Here is an 18,509-nt window from a genome sequence, read left to right as displayed (position 1 = left end):
CGGCGCCCCGCCGTCGGCGTAAGGGCGCTGCGCGTGCAGCGCTGTTTTCCGCCCGCCGGGTTACTGGCGGAAAGTTGACCGGGCAAGCGGTGCTGCTTCGCTGATCTTACGGTTCGGCGCGGTGGGTAGGTTGTCGGCCATATCCACAAGTGCTGCGATGGCCGCTTCGATTTCATCGCTGTCGCCGTTGGTCCCCCCATCCATATCGATCAAATGCACGGTCGGGGTCGCCTCGGCATCCAGACGTTCCTGCGCGATCGAGCGGAGCTCTTGCATTGTGCTGTCGATGGCGCGGCAAAGCCCGGCCAGCATTCCCGCCGATCCGGTGAGTTTCGCCGGGTCGATCAGCCCTTTTTCAGCGGCATCTAGGACCGTGGAAATTTGTTCGAGTTTGAACGAAGAGGTCGCCGCGAAATAGCGCACATCTTCAAAAGCGAGGGTGTCGCGGTTATCCCGTTGCACCCGTTCCACCACGATAGCGCTGCCCACAACCCGATCAAGACCGCGGTAGGACTGGACATGATGCAGCGTGGTGTCCCAGATCAGCGGCCCACGCGGCATATGCAGCATCTCACGGTAGCGGATTTGACCCGCGTTTGAGACGCAGCGCGCATAGCGTTCATTCACCGCCTCAGCCTCTTCATAGGGCATTAAACTGTGCAGGGGGCGGTTTATCACCTCATCCATCACCATGCCGCTGTGCGCCTCATGGGCGGTGTTGAGGGCAAGAAGTTCGAAGTGCCCGCTGTCGGCGTTCAATTCCGCAATGAACATCGGCAGCTTGAACCGGTCAATCTCTCGGCGCAGTACCGAAGTATCATCGTTTCTGAACATGAGCGGTTCCTCTCGTTTGTCGTTGTGCCATCACATTGCCGCCAAAGCATTATCAACGGGTAAAGATTTGCCCTGCATTTGAAATTCCCTGTCATTGCGCCCCCGCCCCATGGCGCCTAGTAGTCTTTCGAAAGAACATTTGTGGAACGTCTCTTTATCTCGTATCGCGGACGCGCTAGATTGTGGGCATGAGTGATTTTGACGAAATGGACGCCTTTGAGGGCGCTTCCCTGTCCGCCCGCGCCATGGCTGCGCGCCCGCAGCCTTATCTGGAGGGGTTGAACCCCGCCCAGCGTGCTGCGGTGGAGACATTGGATGGCCCTGTGTTGATGCTTGCCGGGGCGGGCACCGGTAAGACGCGGGCGCTGACGGCGCGAATCGTGCATCTGCTCAACACCGGGCGCGCGCGGCCGCATGAGGTGTTGGCGGTCACCTTCACCAACAAAGCCGCGCGGGAGATGAAGAACCGCGTGGGTCAGATGCTAGGCCAGCAAGTGGAGGGGATGCCGTGGCTGGGCACGTTCCACGCGATCTGCGTCAAGCTGCTGCGGCGCCATGCGGAATTGGTGGGGCTGAAAAGCAATTTCACGATCCTCGATACGGATGACCAGCTGCGCCTGCTCAAACAACTGGTCGCCGCAGAGGGGATCGACGACAAACGCTGGCCCGCGCGGATGCTGGCGGGGATCATCGACGGCTGGAAGAACCGCGCCCTGACCCCCGATAAGATCCCAAGCGCGGATGCCGGGGCCTATAACCACCGTGGGCCGGAGATATACGCGCAATATCAACGCCGTCTGGTTGAGCTGAACGCCACCGACTTCGGTGATCTGCTGTTGCATATGGTGACGATTTTTCAGGCACACCCGGATGTGCTGGCCCAGTATCAGCGCTGGTTCAAATACATCCTCGTCGACGAATATCAGGATACCAACGTGGCCCAATACCTCTGGCTGCGGCTGCTGGCGCAGGGGCACAAGAATATTTGTTGCGTCGGTGACGACGACCAGTCGATCTATGGCTGGCGCGGGGCCGAGGTGGGCAACATTCTGCGGTTCGAGACGGATTTCCCCGGCGCCCATGTGGTGAAGCTCGAGCAGAATTACCGCTCGACCCCGCATATTTTGGCCGCCGCGTCAGGCGTGATCGCGGGCAATGAGGGGCGGTTGGGCAAGACCCTCTGGACCGAAGAGACCGAAGGCGAGAAGGTACGTCTGATCGGCCATTGGGATGGTGAGGAAGAGGCGCGCTGGATCGGGGATGAGATCGAATCCGCGCAGCGTGGCTCACGAGGGCTCGACCCATTCTCGCTGGATGACATGGCGATTCTGGTTCGGGCAAGCCACCAGATGCGCGCCTTTGAAGACCGATTTCTGACCATCGGCCTGCCTTACAAGGTGATCGGTGGCCCCCGATTCTATGAGCGTTTGGAAATCCGCGATGCCATGGCCTATTTCCGCGTGGTCACCAGCCCCGACGATGATCTGGCCTTTGAGCGAATCGTGAACACGCCAAAACGCGGTTTGGGTGAAAAGGCGCAGCAGAAAATCCAGCGCACCGGGCGCGAACATGGGGTGAACCTTGTCGAAGGGGCGCGAATCCTCTTGGCACACGGGGGGATCAGCGGCAAAGGGGCAGCACAACTGCGGCTGTTGATCGACGGGATCGACCGTTGGGCGGCAATGCTGCGAGGCCCCCGGATCGAGATCAGCGAAGACGACGCGGTGCTTGATGATGGCGCGGCGCCGCTGCGGGTCGATTACGGCCCGCCCGAGGTCTCTCATGTTGAACTGGCTGAAATGATTCTCGACGAAAGCGGCTATACCGGCATGTGGCAGAATGACAAAACGCCCGAAGCGCCGGGGCGGTTGGAGAACCTCAAAGAGCTTGTGAAAGCGCTGGAAGGGTTCGAAAACCTGCAAGGCTTCCTCGAACATGTCAGCCTGATCATGGACAATGAACAGGAAGGCGACAGCGAGAAGGTCTCGATCATGACGCTTCATGCGGCCAAGGGGTTGGAATTCCCTATGGTTTTCCTGCCGGGTTGGGAGGACGGATTGTTCCCCTCGCAGCGTTCGATGGATGAAAGCGGGTTAAAAGGGCTCGAAGAAGAGCGACGGCTGGCCTATGTTGGCATCACCCGAGCCGAGCAGATTTGCACGATCTCTTTCGCTGCCAATCGCCGGGTCTTTGGTCAGTGGCAAAACGCGATGCCGTCCCGTTTTATTGATGAGCTGCCCGAAGAGCATGTGGATGTGCTGACCCCGCCGGGGCTTTACGGCGGTGGTTTCGGCGCCGCGATGCCGCAATCCGACCTGCATGACCGCGCGGCAAGCGCCAATGTCTATAACTCCCCGGGGTGGAAACGCCTGCAATCGCGCAGCGGGGCGCGGGGCACCAGCCAGCCGCGCGAAAGCCGCAATGTCACGATCGACATGCAGGCGGTCGCTGCCTTTGAAATGGGCGAGCGCGTTTTCCACGATAAATTCGGCTATGGCGAGGTAATCGGTATGGAGGGCGACAAGATGGAAGTCGCTTTTGAAAAGGCCGGGACCAAGAAGGTCGTGTCGCGTTTCCTGACCGGTGGTAACGACGTGCCGTTCTGACGCGCCATCGTACCGCTAAGGCGAGGCAGTCAAAAGCCCGCCTAAACAAGGCCTTAAAAACAAAAACGACGACACCTTGGGAGGAAGGTGCCGCCGTTTCTATGTCGGCCCGAAGCGTCGAGGGAGGGTCGGCTTCGGGTCTCCTTGCGGGGTCCGCCTCATTCAGGGAGGAGGAAGGTGACGCGCACCCCGACTTTCAGACGGCAGAACAGGGAGGGGTTCTGACGTCCGATCTCTATCTCTGCTTAGCCGCGGGAAGATTCCCATGCGACGCGGCGCAGTTCGGAACGGCTCAGGCCAAGGTCGGCCAGTTCGCGGTTGCTCAACGCGCTCAGACCGTCGAAAGTTTCACGGTACAGACGGTGCTGTTTGTAGCGGGTTGCCAGTGCTTCGAATGCGCCGCCGATACGGGCGAAGACGGAAGTTGTGTTTGCGGTTGTTGTGTTCATGTAAGCCATTTCGGCGCCTCTTTTTTCATCGGTTAATCATCTCGTTGCGTGCTATTTACGCTCTTTCTGCATTTGCACAACGGGCATAAAGTCAATGCCGCTATGCAGAAATCGCATAGGTTTGGATCTGCGCAACTTATTGATTAAAAACGGTTTTGATCCTGCGGCGAAACGGCGCAACGTCATAAAGCTGTCATATGGGGGTGGAGTGGGGAAAGGGGGCGACGACATCTGGGAGGAGGTAGATGTCGCCGCCAATTACAGACACATCCGGGAGGAGGATGGAAGCGTCTGGTCTTTCCAAACTCAGCTGCATCCGGGAGGAGGAGGGATGCATCCAAGTCTTGGTCAAATCAGACACATTCGGGAGGAGGATGAATGTGTCTGGTCTTTCCGAAAGCGGGGCGCTTTGCCCTGCCTATGAACCTAAGTTAGCGCTAATTGCTGCGAGTGCACAATATTTCTTTTTGCAATGCTGCTATGCGGCGAAAACATGGTACCCCTGCGTAATCCTTGGGCATTCCGCCTCATCCCTATGCAAAAATGGCCGTCCCCTTGCGCTTGGCGCAGAACCTGCCATTTCAGAAGCCGTAATAGAGGAGAATTTGCGCATGTCTGTGACCAAAGCAGAAGTCGAAGCGGCGCTGGCGCGGGTGCAACTGCCCGACGGGAAAAGCCTGTTGTCCCATGATCTGGTCCGCGCGCTGGTCGTCGAAGGCGATAAAGTGCGATTCGTCATCGAAGCGCCCAACGCCGATGTCGCTCGGCAGATGGCCCCCCTGCGTGACGCCGCAGAGCAGGTGGTGCGCGATTTGCCCGGGGTAGGTGATGTATCGGTTGCCCTGACCGCCCATGGCCCCGCCCCGAAAGCGCCCAGTCTCAAGATTGGTGGGCACCCCAAACCGCAAGAGGGGCCGATGAAGCCCAGTGGCGTGAAGCGCATCCTTGCCATCGGCTCGGGCAAGGGTGGGGTCGGGAAATCAACCGTCAGTTCCAACCTCGCGGTGGCGCTGGCGCGGGCGGGGCGCAAGGTGGGTCTGCTTGACGCAGATATATACGGTCCCAGCCAGCCGCGCATGATGGGGGTGAATAAACGCCCTGCCAGCCTCGACGGCAAAACGATCATTCCGCTGCAGGCCCATGGCGTGACCATGATGTCGATTGGTTTCATGTTGGAAGAGGGCAAGGCCGTGGTCTGGCGCGGGCCGATGCTGATGGGCGCGTTGCAGCAGATGCTGGGGCAGGTGGAATGGGGCGAGCTTGACGTGCTGCTTGTCGATCTGCCGCCCGGTACGGGTGACGTGCAGCTGACGCTCTGCACCAAGTCCGAGTTGTCGGGCGCGATCGTGGTCAGCACACCGCAGGATGTGGCCCTGATCGACGCGCGCAAGGCGCTGGACATGTTCGCGACGCTGAAGACCCCCGTGCTGGGCCTGATCGAGAATATGTCGACATTCGTCTGCCCCGATTGCGGTTCTCAGCATGAGATCTTTGGCCATGGCGGTGTGGCGGCAGAGGCCGACAAGATGGGGGTGCCGCTGCTGGGCAGCCTGCCGATTGATCTCGACACCCGTCTGGCGGGGGATATCGGCACGCCGATCGCTGCAGGCGAAGGGCCGATGGCCGACGCCTATGCGCGTCTTGCGCGGGGTCTGATCGACGGCGGTATGGCCTGAAACTTGGGGCGCGGGCGGTTACCCCAGTTCGCGCCCTTCGACCAGATGACCATAGAGTGTCGTCAGCATCGAGACGAAAACCAGCCCCTCTATAAGGTAGATCGCTGAATCCAGCATCAGCCGCAGGCCGGGGTCGGCGGGCGGCAACATGCTTGCGATCACGCCTAACAACGTGTTCACCACCGCCAGCAATACGGCCAGCGCCCAGAGCGTGCCTGCCAGCGGTTCCGTCGCGCGCCAGCTTTCGCGCACTGACATAACGTGCCCCAAGGCGGCGGCTGGCAATACCAGGCTGAGCCGCAGCGCCAGCCATAGGAAGGCCACGCCCGCCACCAGTCCGATCAAGAGCAGCGCCGCGGGGCTCGACCCGGTCAGCCCGCCCAAGAGCAACATGGCGAGGCCAATGGGAAGTGCCGCAAGAAACTGGACGAAGCCCAGAACGATGGCGCGCCAGACATAGGCCCCGAACAGACGCGCGCCGGGGCGCAGGTCGGCCCCATCATGGCCAAGCAATACGTAGCGGTGCCAGAGGATGGCCATCAGCGCATAGCCAAGGATGCCGGCCACACCGCAGGCGATCAGGATCAAGAGTTGATCCGTGGGCGGCGGCGCGGCGTTTTTGATCACCTGATCCATCGCCCCAAGCGCATCTCCGGCCAGCACACCCGCCACGGCGGCCGCGCCCATCACCCAAAGCACCGCGGGCAGGATCACCCGCAGCGTGGTGGAAGGCGCGTGAAACAGCATGTTCAGCGCGTGGGTGAATAGAGCCGTGGCTTGGATCATGATGAACTCCCTCATTTTGCGGCATTACATGGCGTGGGTGGGCCGAAAGGGCAAGATGCAGTCAGTTAAGGGAGGCGTAGGGCTGGGAAAGCATGGGCGGCTGGGACGTCATGGGAAAAGTCGCGGGAATGCATGGGAAGTCTGGGAAATTATGGGCACGCCTTGCGCTATTGGCGGGTTCTGCCGATTCGCGGGCAGGGGAGTTGACCTGCATTCCGAAGCCTCCATACAGTTTCCGCAGAACAGGCAACGAACACGCCCTGTGGATAACTATGTGAGCAAATTTTAGTGGGAAACTGTGGGAATTTGTGCAGCCCGCAATTCGTTAACAAGATATTGTGTTTGAGGCCTAAGGAAACTCAATTTAAGCTATTTTCCGCTCAAAAAGTTATACCAGATGTTGTTCACACAGCCTGTGCAAAACAAAATATTGGGCATATTTCCAAAAAATATGTAGACGCCCATCAATTCCCATGGCATCCCTAGTGCATCGGATGAGAACGGGACACGGGGCAGCAAACGACCCCAAAAATAATCAAAACCTAGCAGGTTTCATACAGGCACCTCGCTTTCATCAGACCAAAGAGATCCGGCGCGTGAGCGAGCAGACATCCCCCCAGGTGGCGCGCGCAGTCGGACTTCCCCCGCCAAGCTGCGGGACGTGGGCGGCGGGTTGATCAGTGGCAGCAGATCAACCCGCCGTTTCCATTTCCGGAGCAGGGCAGAGAGACGAAAAAACGAATTAAGCGCAAAGGCGCAAGAGGCAGGGACAGAACGTGAGCCGCAGGTTCAGAGGCGAAAGCCACCACAAGGTCGATACGAAGGGGCGGGTGTCTATCCCAGCCTCTTTTCGGCGTGTGTTGGAGGCTGGCGACCCAAACTGGAAAAACGGCGACAATCCCGAATTGGTCATTGTTTATGGCGACCAGCGCCGCAACTACCTTGAATGCTATACAATGGAAGCCATCGAAGAAGTCGACGCCAAGATCGACCGCATGCCGCGTGGCTCCATGCAGCGTAAGGCGCTTCAGCGTCTGTTCCACGGCCAGTCTTTCCCGACCACGGTAGATGAGACAGGCCGCTTGGTGCTGCCCGCCAAGCTGCGCAACAAGATCGAACTCAACGGCGAGGCGTTTTTTATCGCTGCCGGTGACACCTTCCAGATTTGGAAGCCCGAAACCTACGAGACCGAGGAAGAATCCTGGCAACAAGAGCTGCCCGACGATGTCGACCCGCTCTCGTTCCTTGATGGTGACATGGAGGTCTGACGGAATGGTTGCTGCCTCTGACCCTTCCGCCCCTCACACACCCGTTCTGCTGCGTCCTATTCTAAACGCCGTGGCGCCCGTGGAAGGGGTCTGGCTTGACGGTACCTTTGGCGCGGGCGGCTACACCCGTGGCTTTCTAGAGGCCGGGGCCGCGCGTGTGATCGCGGTGGACCGTGACCCTCTGGCGTTCGAGATGGCAGCGGAATGGGCGGGCGACTATGGCGACCGCATCACCATGCAGCAGGGCGTCTTCTCGCGCATGGATGAATATGCCCAAGATCTTGATGGGGTGGTGCTGGATCTCGGCGTTTCTTCGATGCAGCTTGATCAGGCCGAGCGTGGGTTCTCCTTTATGAAGGACGGCCCGCTCGACATGCGGATGAGCCAAGACGGCCCCTCGGCGGCTGATCTGGTTAATGAGGCTGAAGAAGAGATCATCGCCAACATCCTGTTTCAATATGGTGAAGAACGCGCCTCCCGCCGGATCGCCAAGGCGATTGTCCGCGCCCGAGAAGACGCGCCGATCACCACCACATTGGAATTGGCCAAACTGGTCGAAGGCTGCCTGCCACGCTCCAAGCCCGGTCAGAGCCATCCCGCCACGCGCAGCTTCCAAGCGCTGCGCATCGCGGTGAACAATGAATATGGCGAGCTGTTCCAAGGGCTTATGGCCGCAGAGCGCGCGCTAAAGCCGGGCGGGAAACTGGCTGTGGTGACCTTTCATTCGGTCGAGGACCGCATGGTCAAACGCTTCCTCACCGCGCGGGCAGGGGCCGGGGGCAATGCTAACCGTTTTGCCCCGGCGCTTGAACAGGCGCCGCCGCAGTTTACACTCAAATCGCGTAAGGCTATCGGGCCTGACGCGCAGGAATTGGATGAAAACCCGCGCAGCCGTTCGGCCAAACTGCGGGTCGCCACGCGCACCGATGCGCCCAGTGGTGAGATTGATGCGAAATCCATCGGCATGCCGATGGTCAGGGGGATCTGATAGATGCGCACGGTGATGTATATCCTCACCACCATTGCCGTGGTTGGACTGGCCTTCTGGGCGTACCGCGAGAATTACGCGACCCAACAGGCACTGAGCGACGCAGACCGCTTGCATGCCAATATCCGCGCCGCCCATGCCCGGCTTGCCGTGCTGCGCGCCGAATGGGCGTTCCAAAACCGCCCTGACCGGCTGCGCGATCTGGCCGATCTGAACTTTGACCGCCTCGGCCTGTTGCCACTGCATCCCGGCCAATTCGGCCAGGTCGATCAGGTGGCCTATCCGCAGCCGCCGTCCGAACTGCTGCCGATCACCGATCCTGTGGATGTCTCGACCATGAATTACGACGCGCTCACCGGCGCGGATGAGTCCGAGGAGGACTTTGAATGATCCGCACCCCGCTTCGCCCATTGGCCCGTATCCTCGACGCCCGCGAAAAGGGCGAAAACCCCGACGCGATCGAGCGTGAGAACAAGCGCATCCGCCATGAGCAAATGCGCGACAAGGCCCGGATGCGTGCTGAAGGGCGGCTGTTGGTCCTTGGCGTCTGTTTCCTCTGTGCCTTCACCGTGATCGGCGGGCGCATGGGTCTGCTGGCGATGTCAGAGCCGTCAGAACCGCGCGGCCACGCGCCGGGGGCCGTGATCTCGGCCTCGCGCGCGGATATCACCGACCGTAACGGCAACCTGCTGGCCACCAATTTCGAGACCCATGCGCTCTATGCGCAGCCGCGTCACATGATCGACCCTGAGATGGCCGCGAAGAAGCTGGTCAAAATCTTTCCCGACCTGAAAGAAGAGCGTCTGATCAAGGACTTCACAGGCAAGCGTAAGTTCCTGTGGATAAAAAAGAAAATCAGCCCAGAGCAGATGCAGGCCGTGCATGATATCGGCGATCCGGGCCTTTTGTTCGCACCGCGCGACATGCGCCTTTATCCAAACGGTTCGCTGGCCGCACATGTGCTCGGCGGGGCGAGTTACGGCAAAGAAGGCGTCCACGCCGCCGAGGTAATCGGCGTCGCGGGGGCCGAGAAATATTTCGACGACTACCTGCGCGATCCGGCCAATGGCGCGAAACCGTTGGAGCTGTCGCTCGACCTGACCGTGCAAGCGGCATCTGAGCGGGTGCTCTATGGCGGCATGAAGCTGATGAACGCCAAGGGTGCCACGAGCATTCTAATGGATGTGCACACTGGCGAGGTGATCTCGGTCGCGTCGCTGCCTGATTTCGACCCCAACAACCGCCCGCGTCCGCTGACCCAAGGGGATGCGTCTGACAGCCCGCTGTTCAACCGGTCGGTGCAGGGGGTTTACGAGCTCGGCTCGACCTTCAAAATCTTTGCGGCAGCTCAGGCGGTGGAGTTGGGCCTGTTCAACGCCGACACGATCATCGACACCTCTGGCCCGATGAAGGTTGGCGGTTTCCGCATCGGTGAATTCCGCAACAAGAACTACGGCAAGCTGAGCGTCGCCGATATCATCGTGCATTCCTCGAACCGGGGCACAGGCCGGATGGCGCTGGAAATCGGCATCGAGCGGCAGCAAGAGTTCCTCAAAAGCCTTGGTTTCTTTGAACCAACCCCCTTTGAGATCGTCGAAGCCTCGGGCGGGAAGCCGCTGTTGCCGAGCCGCTGGACCGAATTGTCGAGCGTCACGATCTCCTATGGTCACGGCCTGTCGAGCACGCCGATGCACCTTGCCGCGGGCTATGCAGCCATCGCCAATGGCGGGCGCGTGGTGAAGCCCACGCTGCTGAAACAATCCGCCCCCCAGCTCGGCCCCCGCGTCATGTCGGAAGAGACTGCAGCACAGGCCCGCAATATGCTGCGCAAGGTCGTCACCGATGGCACGGCGAGCTTTGCCGAGGTGCCCGGCTATCAGATCGCGGGCAAGACTGGCACGGCGGACAAGCCCAAGCCAACTGGTGGCTATTATGAGGACAAGGTGATCAACACTTTCGCCAGCATCTTTCCGATTGATAATCCCAAATATGTGCTGATCGTCACGCTGGACGAACCGGTGGAAACCTCTGGGCCGAAACCACGCCGCACGGCGGGTTGGACAGCCGTGCCCGTGGCCGCCGAGATGGTCCGCCGCATCGCGCCTTTGCTGGGCCTGCGCCCCGCTGTTGAACCGGTGAACAACGCTGTGCTAACGCTGACCAGCAGTAACTGAAAAGACATCTCTATGACCGACCGGGCCGTACCCCTTTCCTCCCTCGGGCTGACAGCGCGGGCGGGGGCCAACCCCATGATCACCGGGATCGCCGTGGACAGCCGTGAGGTCCGCGAAGGCACGCTCTTCGCCGCCATGCCGGGCAGCCGCGTGCATGGGGCAGAGTTCATTCAATACGCCCTGCGGATGGGCGCGGCGGCGGTGCTGACCGACGCGGCAGGGGCGAAACTCGCCGCCGAGGAACTGGCGGGCTCTGACGCGGCGCTGGTGGTCTCCGACTCGCCGCGCGAAGCGCTGGCGCGGACGGCGGCTCTGTGGTTCGGCGGCCAGCCCGCCACGATGATTGCCGTGACTGGCACCAACGGAAAAACCTCGGTCTCGACCTTTGTGCGCCAGATTTGGGTTGAGATGGGATTGCCTGCCGTGAACCTTGGCACCACCGGGGTCGAGGGCGCATGGGCCGCACCGCTGGCGCATACCACGCCCGAGCCGATCACCCTGCACCGCACGCTGGCCGAGGCCGCACAGAACGGCATCACCCATGCGGCGATGGAGGCATCAAGCCACGGGCTTGACCAGCGCCGTTTGGACGGGGTGACGCTCAAGGCGGCGGGGTTCACTAACTTCACCCAAGACCACCTTGATTATCACGAAACATTCGAGGCCTATTTCGCCGCAAAGGCCGCGCTTTTCGCCCGCGCCTTGCCCGAAGACGGCACCGCAGTGGTCAATATTGACGACGAAAAAGGCGTCGACATCGCCGCCATCGCCCGTGCGCGCGGCTGTGAGGTCATCACCGTGGGCCGGGACGGGGGCGATCTGCATTTGCAGGGCCAGCGTTTCGACGCAACCGGGCAAGACTTGCGCTTTAGCTGGCGCGGCAAGACCTATCAAAAGCGGCTTAATCTGATCGGCGGTTTTCAGGGCGATAACGTGTTGCTGGCCGCCGGGCTGGTCATCGCCTGCGGGGCCGACCCGCAAGAGGTTTTTGACACACTGCCGCATCTCACCACCGTGCGGGGCCGGATGCAGCTTGCCGCCACCCGCGACAATGGCGCGGCGGTGTTTGTGGACTACGCCCATACGCCCGATGCCGTGGCCACCGCACTCGCCGCCATGCGCCCGCATGTCATGGGACGGCTCGTTGCCATCGTGGGCGCGGGCGGGGACCGAGACCGGGCCAAGCGCCCCTTGATGGGGCAGGCAGCGGCCGAGAATGCGGATATGGTGATTGTCACCGACGACAACCCGCGCAGCGAAGACCCGGCAAGCATCCGTGCCGCCGTGCTGGGCGGCGCACCCGAAGCGATGGAGGTTGGCGACCGGGCAGAAGCCATCCTGCGCGGCGTCGATGCTTTGGAGCCGGGCGACGCGCTGCTGATCGCGGGAAAGGGCCATGAAACCGGGCAGACCGTTGGCGATGACGTGCTGCCTTTTGACGATGTGGAACAGGCCAGCGTGGCCGTGGCGGCACTGGACGGGAGATTGGCATGAGCCTTTGGACAGCGACAGAAGCGGCGGAAGCCACGGGGGGGCACGCGCAGGGCGATTGGGCCTGCAACGGTGTGTCGATTGACACGCGGACCTTGCAGCCCGGCGATCTCTTCGTGGCCCTCAAGGCCGCGCGGGACGGGCATGAGTTCGTGGCGCAAGCGCTTGATAATGGCGCGGCAGCGGCTTTGGTGACCCATATTCCCGAAGGCGTGGCGCAAGATGCGCCGCTTTTGATCGTCGATGATGTGCAAACAGCGCTCGAAGCGCTTGGCCGGGCAGGGCGCGCCCGGCTTGGTCCGCAGGCCAAGGTGGCGGCGGTGACCGGCAGCGTTGGCAAAACCTCGACCAAGGAAATGCTGCTGGCGATCTTTGGCGATCAGGGTCGCGCCCATGCCAGCGTCGACAGCTACAACAACCATTGGGGCGTACCGCTGACACTCGCGCGGATGCCACGCGATACCGATTATGCGGTGATTGAGATCGGCATGAACCACCCCGGAGAGATTGCACCGCTCGCCAAACAGGCGCGGCCCGACGGGGCGATGGTGACCAATGTTGCCGCCGTGCACCTCGAAGCCTTTAAGGATGTCGCTGCCATCGCGGTGGAAAAGGCCAGCATATTTGACGGCATGGAGCCGGGCGGCGTGGCGGTGATCAACGCCGACCACGCGCACAGCGATATCGTATTGTCCAAAGCCGTGGACCGGGGCCTGCGAGAGACGACCTTCGGCCAGAAGGGGCATCATTACAAGCTGGGCGAGGTCAAGGTGCAGGGCGATGCCACCGTGGCCCAAGCCGAGGTCGAAGGCGCACCGCTGCTATATAAAATCGCCACGCCGGGACGGCACTTTGCCATGAACGCGCTCGGCGCACTGGCACTGGCCGAGGCGCTTGGCGCGGATCGGGCGCTGGCGGTGCAATCGTTGGGCCGCTGGTCGCCCTATGCCGGACGCGGGGTGCGAGAGCGCATCCAACTGGACCCCGTGGATACCTATCTGGCGCTGGAGTTGATCGACGACAGCTATAACGCCAACCCGACCTCCATGGCCGCGGCGCTAGAGGTGCTGGCGGCCTCGGAAGTGACCCATGACATCGGGCGCGTCAGCAAGGGGCGGCGGATCGCTTTTGTCGGCGATATGAAAGAACTCGGCCCCGAGGCCGTGGCGCTGCACGCGGGGCTGGCCGATCTGGAGGCTACCCGCGCGCTTGACGTGGTGCATTGCGTCGGCCTGTTGATGAAAGCCTTCTACGACAACCTGCCCGAACACCAGCGTGGCGATTGGACGGAAACCGCCGAAGAGATGTTGCAAGGACTCCGCGCACGTCTCGATTCCGGCGATGTCGTGCTGATCAAAGGGTCGCTTTCGATGAAGCTGGGCGGTATTGTTGACGCCATCCGCAAAATGGGCCATCCGGTCCCGACCGCCTGATCGGCGATTCACCCCACATGATGAGTTAGGACGCGATATATGCTCTATTGGTTGACGCTGCTGTCGGATGGCGGCGATTTTTTTAACCTGTTTCGCTATATCACTTTCCGCGCGGGCGGGGCGTTTCTGACGGCATTGGTATTTGGCTTTATCTTTGGCAAACCGCTGATCGAAGTGCTGCGCAAACGGCAGGGCAAGGGCCAACCGATCCGCGATGACGGCCCCGAGGGGCACTTCGCCAAGGCGGGCACTCCCACCATGGGCGGGCTGCTGATCGTGGGGGCCTTGTTGACCTCGACCCTGCTTTGGGCGCGGCTCGACAATCCTTTCGTCTGGCTCGTGCTTTTCGTCACGATGAGCTTTGCCGCCATCGGCTATGCCGACGACCACGCCAAGGTCAGCAAGCAAAACACCGATGGGGTACCGGGTAAGGTGCGGCTTTTGCTGGGCTTTCTTATTGCGGGCATCGCCGGCTACTGGGCCGCGCAATACCATCCGACAGAGTTGCAGTACCAACTTGCCCTGCCGGTCTTCAAAGACACGCTGATCAACCTCGGCGTGCTGTTTGTGCCCTTCGCGATCATCGTCATCGTCGGCTCGGCCAATGCGGTGAACCTTACCGACGGGCTGGATGGCTTGGCCATCATGCCGGTGATGATTGCCGCAGGCGCGCTCGGCGTCATTGCCTATGCCGTGGGCCGGGTGGACTTCACCGATTATCTCGATGTGCATTACGTGCCGGGCACCGGGGAAATCCTGATCTTCACTGCAGGGCTCTTCGGCGGCGGCCTCGGGTTCTTGTGGTACAACGCGCCGCCCGCCGCCGTCTTCATGGGCGACACCGGCTCCTTGGCACTCGGCGGCGCTTTGGGCGCGATTGCCGTGGCCACGAAACACGAGCTGGTGCTGGCGATTGTCGGCGGGCTTTTCGTGGTCGAGGCGCTGTCGGTCATCGTGCAGGTGCTTTACTTCAAACGCACCGGCAAACGGGTTTTCCTGATGGCACCGATCCACCACCACTATGAGAAAAAGGGCTGGGCCGAGCCGCAGATCGTGATCCGCTTCTGGATCATCTCGCTGATCCTCGCCCTGCTGGGGCTGGCGACGCTCAAGGTGCGCTAAGCGCTTAGAAGATCGACCAATCCATGTGACGCGCCAAAAGGGCCAGTGCTTCGGTGCCCTTTTGGCTGTTGCCATAACGGTTCAACCCCGGTGACCAGACCGCGATGCTGGCCCGCCCCGGGACGATGGCCAGAATGCCGCCGCCCACGCCGGATTTGCCCGGCAGACCCACGCGGTAGGCAAAATCGCCCGACCCATCGTAATGTCCACAGGTCAGCATCAGCGCGTTCAGCCGCCGGATGCGGCTTGGCGCGACCAAGCGCGGCACGTCCGGCGCTTCGATCAGGAAGCGCCCCGCCATGGCAAGCTGCTGTACCGTCATCTCCATCGCGCAGTGGTGGAAATAGGTGCCAAGCGTCCGCTCCGGCGCGTTGATGAGGTTGCCGTAGGATTTTAGAAAATGCGCCAGCGCGAAATTGCGGTGGCCGAAATCGGTCTCTGATGCGGCGACGGTGTCGTTGATGTGGATGTCATCTGTGCCCGCAGCTTCCCGCACGAAGCGCATGATCTCGGCCAGTGCTTCGCGCGGCTCGCGGTTGCCCAAAACCTCGTCAGTGGTAACAATCGCGCCCGCGTTGATGAACGGATTGCGCGGGCGGCCCTGTTCCTGCTCAAGCTGTACGATGGAGTTGAACGCCCGCCCCGAAGGCTCGCGCCCCACACGGTGCCACAGTTGGTCGCCCGACCGGCCAAGGGCGATGGCGAGCGTGAAGACCTTGGTGATCGACTGCACCGAAAAGGGCACCTGCGTATCGCCCGCCACATGGCACTGGCCATCCGCCGTCACCACCGCGATGCCGAACTGTGCCGGGTCCACCGTAGCCAGTTGCGGAATATAGGCCGCCACGTCGCCCCAATGGTCGTCTTCGCGCATCATGTCATTGAGGCGCGGCAACACATCGCTTAGGTCGGGTTTCGCGGGGCTGGACATCTTTGGCGACCTCTGGCTTGTGATGAGCGCATCATGCCCCCATTCTGGGGTCAACGGGTATCAGGGGATTGCAGATGATTCCAGTACAGGGCTTGGAAGGCGCACGCGTGGCGGTGCTGGGATTGGGCCGCTCGGGCCTGAGTGCGGCACGCGCGTTGCAGGCGGGCGGGGCCAAGGTCAGCTGTTGGGACGATGACCCGGCAGCACGCGCACGGGCCGAGCGGGAGGGGTTCGCCTGTGTCGACCTCAACACCCCCGGCGCGCTTGATAAAATCACCCGGCTGATCGTCAGCCCCGGCATTCCGCACCTCTACCCCGCGCCGAACCCGGTGGTCGCCGCTGCCCTCGACGCAGGCGTGCCGGTGGACAATGACATCGGCCTGTTTTTCCAAAGTTTTGCGACACTGGCATGGGATCACTACGATGTCGCACCGCGCGTCGTGGCGGTGACCGGCTCGAACGGCAAATCCACCACTTCGGCGTTGATCCATCATATTCTTGAGCATGTCGGGCGGCCCTGCCAATTGGCGGGAAATATCGGGCGCGGGGTCTTGGACCTCGACCCTGCCGTGGATGGCGAGGTCGTGGTGTTGGAACTCAGCAGCTATCAGACCGAACTTGCCCGCGCGCTAACGCCTGATGTGGCGGTCTTTACCAATCTCAGCCCAGACCATTTGGACCGTCACGCGGGCATGGGCGGCTACTACGCCGCGAAACGTCGGCTGTTCTCCGAAGGCGGGCCAGACCGCGCGGTGATCGGTGTGGACGAGGCCGAGGGCCGTTTCCTCGCCGGGCAAATGAGCGAGGGACCAAGCGATGACCGGGTGATCCGCATCAGTGCGGAGACCAAACTCTCTGGCCCCGGCTGGCAGGTCTTTGCCAAAAAGGGGTTCTTGAGCGAATACCGCCGTGGCAAACAGGTCGGCTCGATCGATCTGCGCAGCATTCAGGGGCTGCCGGGTTCGCATAACCATCAAAACGCCTGTGCGGCCTATGCCGCCTGTCGCGCGCTTGGCCTCGCCCCGCGCGTGATTGAGGCGGCGTTCCACAGTTTCGGCGGCTTGCCCCATCGCAGCCAGACCGTGGCCGAGGCGAATGGCGTGCGCTTTGTCAACGACAGCAAAGCCACCAACGTCGACAGCGCGGCCAAGGCGCTGGCCGCTTTCCGCAACATCCGCTGGATCTGCGGCGGGTTGGAGAAAGAGGGCGGGCTGAAAGGGTTGGCAGAGGCCCAAGGCGCGGTACGCAAGGCCTATGTCATTGGCCGCGAGGCCGCGCATTTCGCCATGCAGTTGACGACCGAAGCCGAAGTCTGCGGCACGATGGAGAAAGCCGTGGCGCGGGCTGCGGCAGAGGCGGAGGAAGGCGATGTTGTCCTGCTCGCCCCGGCTGCGGCAAGTTTCGATCAATATGACAATTTCGAACGGCGTGGTGAGGATTTCGTGGCGCAGGTGCAAAAGGCACTCTCGGAGTAATCCGCGCGCCTAGCCGCTAATCGCCCGCGCCGCGGCCATGCCCGAGGACCAGGCCCACTGGAAGTTATACCCGCCGAGCCAGCCGGTCACGTCCACCGCTTCGCCGATGAAATAGAGACCGGGCACGTCCTTCGCCGCCATGGTTTTGGACGAGAGCGCATCGGTATCCACACCGCCCAAAGTGACCTCAGCCGTGCGATAGCCTTCGGTGCCGCCGGGGTGCAATTGCCAGTTCTGCAACGCCTCCACAAAGGCGATGAGCCGCGCGTCGGACCAATCCGCCAAGTTGCCTGAGAGGTCAAACTCTTGGCCTAAATAGTCCACCAACCGCGAGGGCAGGTGCTGCGCGAGGATGGTGGTAAAGTTCCGCCGCCCCGCAAGCTGCCTTTGATCGCGCAGGGCGTCCAACAGAGTGCCCTCGGGGGCAAGGTTCACCGTGATCGGCGCGCCCTCTTGCCAGTAAGACGACGCCTGCAAAACCGCGGGGCCAGAGAGGCCACGGTGGGTGAAGAGCAGCGCCTCGTCAAAGCCAGTGGCCCCGGCGGTGATACGGGCAGGGGTGGCCACACCGGCCAGCGGCGCAAAGCGGCCTTCGGCAAAGGTGAAAGGCACCAGCCCCGCGCGCGTGTCCGTCACTTTCAGGCCGAACTGGCGCGCGATGTCATAGGCGATGCCGGTCGCGCCCATCTTGGGGATCGATTTGCCGCCCGTCGCGATCACGAGGGTGCGCGCGGTGACTTTAATAGTCTTATCAGGAGTTTGCAGGTCGAAGGTGAATTGCCCGTCAACCTTCTCAAAATTGCGCGCGCTGCTTTGTAACTGCAGATCAACCCCGGCCTGCTGCATCAACCCGCGCAGCATGGCGATGATCTCTTTCGCGCTGGTATCGCAGAAGAGTTGGCCCAGCGTTTTCTCATGCCACGCGATGCCGTGGCGATCGACCAGTTCGATGAAATCCCACTGGGTATAGCGCGCCAGTGCGGATTTGGCGAAATGCGGGTTCTGGCTGAGAAACGCCTGCGGCTCGCAATACATATTGGTGAAATTGCACCGCCCGCCGCCCGAGATGCGAATTTTCTCGCCCGGCGCTTTGGCATGGTCCACCACCAACACGCGCCCGCCCGTGTGGGCCGCGCACATCATGCCAGCGGCTCCGGCTCCAATGATGGCTGTATCAACTTGCATGGGCGCGCTCTGCCCGAATGCGAAGGCCCGGTCAAGAAGACGTGAGAGTGGTTGTCCGTTCACGCTGGCGGCATAGCTGGAGGCAAGACGC

The 18,509-nt window shown here is 61.7% G+C and carries 15 protein-coding genes; 10 read left to right on the top strand and 5 right to left on the bottom strand.

What is annotated here, in order from left to right; translation table 11 throughout:
* Positions 1-60: 60 nt before the first annotated feature.
* Positions 61-834, bottom strand: coding sequence for a hypothetical protein (locus K3762_RS12160; RefSeq protein WP_120351391.1), 774 nt, complete (start codon positions 832-834; stop codon positions 61-63).
* Positions 835-1,022: 188 nt separating this feature from the next.
* Here K3762_RS12160 and K3762_RS12155 point away from each other — a divergent pair, with 188 nt between their 5' ends.
* The gene (locus K3762_RS12155) at positions 1,023-3,440 is read left to right on the top strand and encodes an ATP-dependent helicase (RefSeq protein ID WP_132444467.1); all 2,418 of its coding nucleotides are present in this window, start codon (positions 1,023-1,025) and stop codon (positions 3,438-3,440) included.
* 245 nt (positions 3,441-3,685) lie between these two features.
* Here K3762_RS12155 and K3762_RS12150 read toward each other — a convergent pair whose 3' ends face one another.
* Positions 3,686-3,898, bottom strand: coding sequence for a DUF1127 domain-containing protein (locus K3762_RS12150; protein WP_067262642.1), 213 nt, complete (start codon positions 3,896-3,898; stop codon positions 3,686-3,688).
* 602 nt (positions 3,899-4,500) lie between these two features.
* Here K3762_RS12150 and K3762_RS12145 point away from each other — a divergent pair.
* Positions 4,501-5,565 (top strand): Mrp/NBP35 family ATP-binding protein, encoded by a 1,065-nt coding sequence (locus tag K3762_RS12145; protein ID WP_260009531.1) that lies wholly within the window; start codon positions 4,501-4,503, stop codon positions 5,563-5,565.
* Positions 5,566-5,583: 18 nt separating this feature from the next.
* On the opposite strand, the gene K3762_RS12140 is transcribed toward K3762_RS12145, so the two are convergent.
* The gene (locus K3762_RS12140; RefSeq protein WP_132444469.1) at positions 5,584-6,351 is read right to left on the bottom strand and encodes a hypothetical protein; all 768 of its coding nucleotides are present in this window, start codon (positions 6,349-6,351) and stop codon (positions 5,584-5,586) included.
* A gap of 776 nt (positions 6,352-7,127) precedes the next feature.
* Here K3762_RS12140 and mraZ point away from each other — a divergent pair.
* Genes mraZ through mraY form a run of 7 tightly spaced genes read left to right on the top strand, consistent with a single transcriptional unit; the run spans position 7,128 to position 14,827 of the window.
* The gene (gene mraZ, locus K3762_RS12135; RefSeq protein WP_120351387.1) at positions 7,128-7,619 is read left to right on the top strand and encodes a division/cell wall cluster transcriptional repressor MraZ; all 492 of its coding nucleotides are present in this window, start codon (positions 7,128-7,130) and stop codon (positions 7,617-7,619) included.
* 4 nt (positions 7,620-7,623) lie between these two features.
* Entirely contained in the window at positions 7,624-8,607 is a 984-nt protein-coding gene (rsmH, locus tag K3762_RS12130; protein ID WP_120351386.1) for a 16S rRNA (cytosine(1402)-N(4))-methyltransferase RsmH, read from the top strand.
* 3 nt (positions 8,608-8,610) lie between these two features.
* Positions 8,611-8,997 carry a cell division protein FtsL gene (locus tag K3762_RS12125; protein ID WP_067935365.1) on the top strand — a complete coding sequence of 129 codons (387 nt, stop codon included), beginning with the start codon at positions 8,611-8,613 and terminating at the stop codon, positions 8,995-8,997.
* Entirely contained in the window at positions 8,994-10,781 is a 1,788-nt protein-coding gene (locus K3762_RS12120) for a penicillin-binding protein 2 (protein ID WP_132444470.1), read from the top strand. Before K3762_RS12125 ends, K3762_RS12120 begins: the two co-directional genes overlap by 4 nt.
* 12 nt (positions 10,782-10,793) lie before the next feature.
* Positions 10,794-12,275, top strand: a complete 1,482-nt coding sequence (locus K3762_RS12115) for a UDP-N-acetylmuramoyl-L-alanyl-D-glutamate--2,6-diaminopimelate ligase (RefSeq protein WP_132444471.1) — start codon at positions 10,794-10,796, stop codon at positions 12,273-12,275.
* The gene (gene murF / locus K3762_RS12110; protein ID WP_260009524.1) at positions 12,272-13,705 is read left to right on the top strand and encodes a UDP-N-acetylmuramoyl-tripeptide--D-alanyl-D-alanine ligase; all 1,434 of its coding nucleotides are present in this window, start codon (positions 12,272-12,274) and stop codon (positions 13,703-13,705) included. Before K3762_RS12115 ends, murF begins: the two co-directional genes overlap by 4 nt.
* Before the next feature lie 39 nt (positions 13,706-13,744).
* Positions 13,745-14,827: a phospho-N-acetylmuramoyl-pentapeptide-transferase gene (mraY, locus tag K3762_RS12105; protein WP_120351382.1), complete on the top strand. Its 1,083-nt coding sequence runs from the start codon at positions 13,745-13,747 to the stop codon at positions 14,825-14,827.
* A 4-nt stretch (positions 14,828-14,831) separates the two neighbouring features.
* Here mraY and K3762_RS12100 read toward each other — a convergent pair whose 3' ends face one another.
* A complete protein-coding gene (locus tag K3762_RS12100) occupies positions 14,832-15,758 on the bottom strand; it encodes a glutaminase (RefSeq protein ID WP_132444473.1) in 927 nt (308 codons plus the stop codon).
* 74 nt (positions 15,759-15,832) lie between these two features.
* Between K3762_RS12100 and murD the strand changes: the two genes are divergently transcribed.
* On the top strand, positions 15,833-17,233 hold the full coding sequence (gene murD / locus K3762_RS12095) for a UDP-N-acetylmuramoyl-L-alanine--D-glutamate ligase (protein ID WP_132444474.1): 1,401 nt from the start codon (positions 15,833-15,835) through the stop codon (positions 17,231-17,233).
* Positions 17,234-17,242: 9 nt separating this feature from the next.
* Here murD and K3762_RS12090 read toward each other — a convergent pair whose 3' ends face one another.
* Complete coding sequence (locus tag K3762_RS12090) at positions 17,243-18,418, bottom strand: NAD(P)/FAD-dependent oxidoreductase (RefSeq protein ID WP_132444475.1); 1,176 nt, start codon at positions 18,416-18,418, stop codon at positions 17,243-17,245.
* Between the last annotated feature and the right edge of the window lie 91 nt (positions 18,419-18,509).

The organism is Sulfitobacter sp. W074 (assembly GCF_025142275.1).
GTDB classification, from domain to species: Bacteria; Pseudomonadota; Alphaproteobacteria; order Rhodobacterales; family Rhodobacteraceae; genus Sulfitobacter; species Sulfitobacter profundi.
Note: the sequence above shows the minus strand (reverse complement) of the source record. Positions and strands in the feature narration are given on the sequence as shown.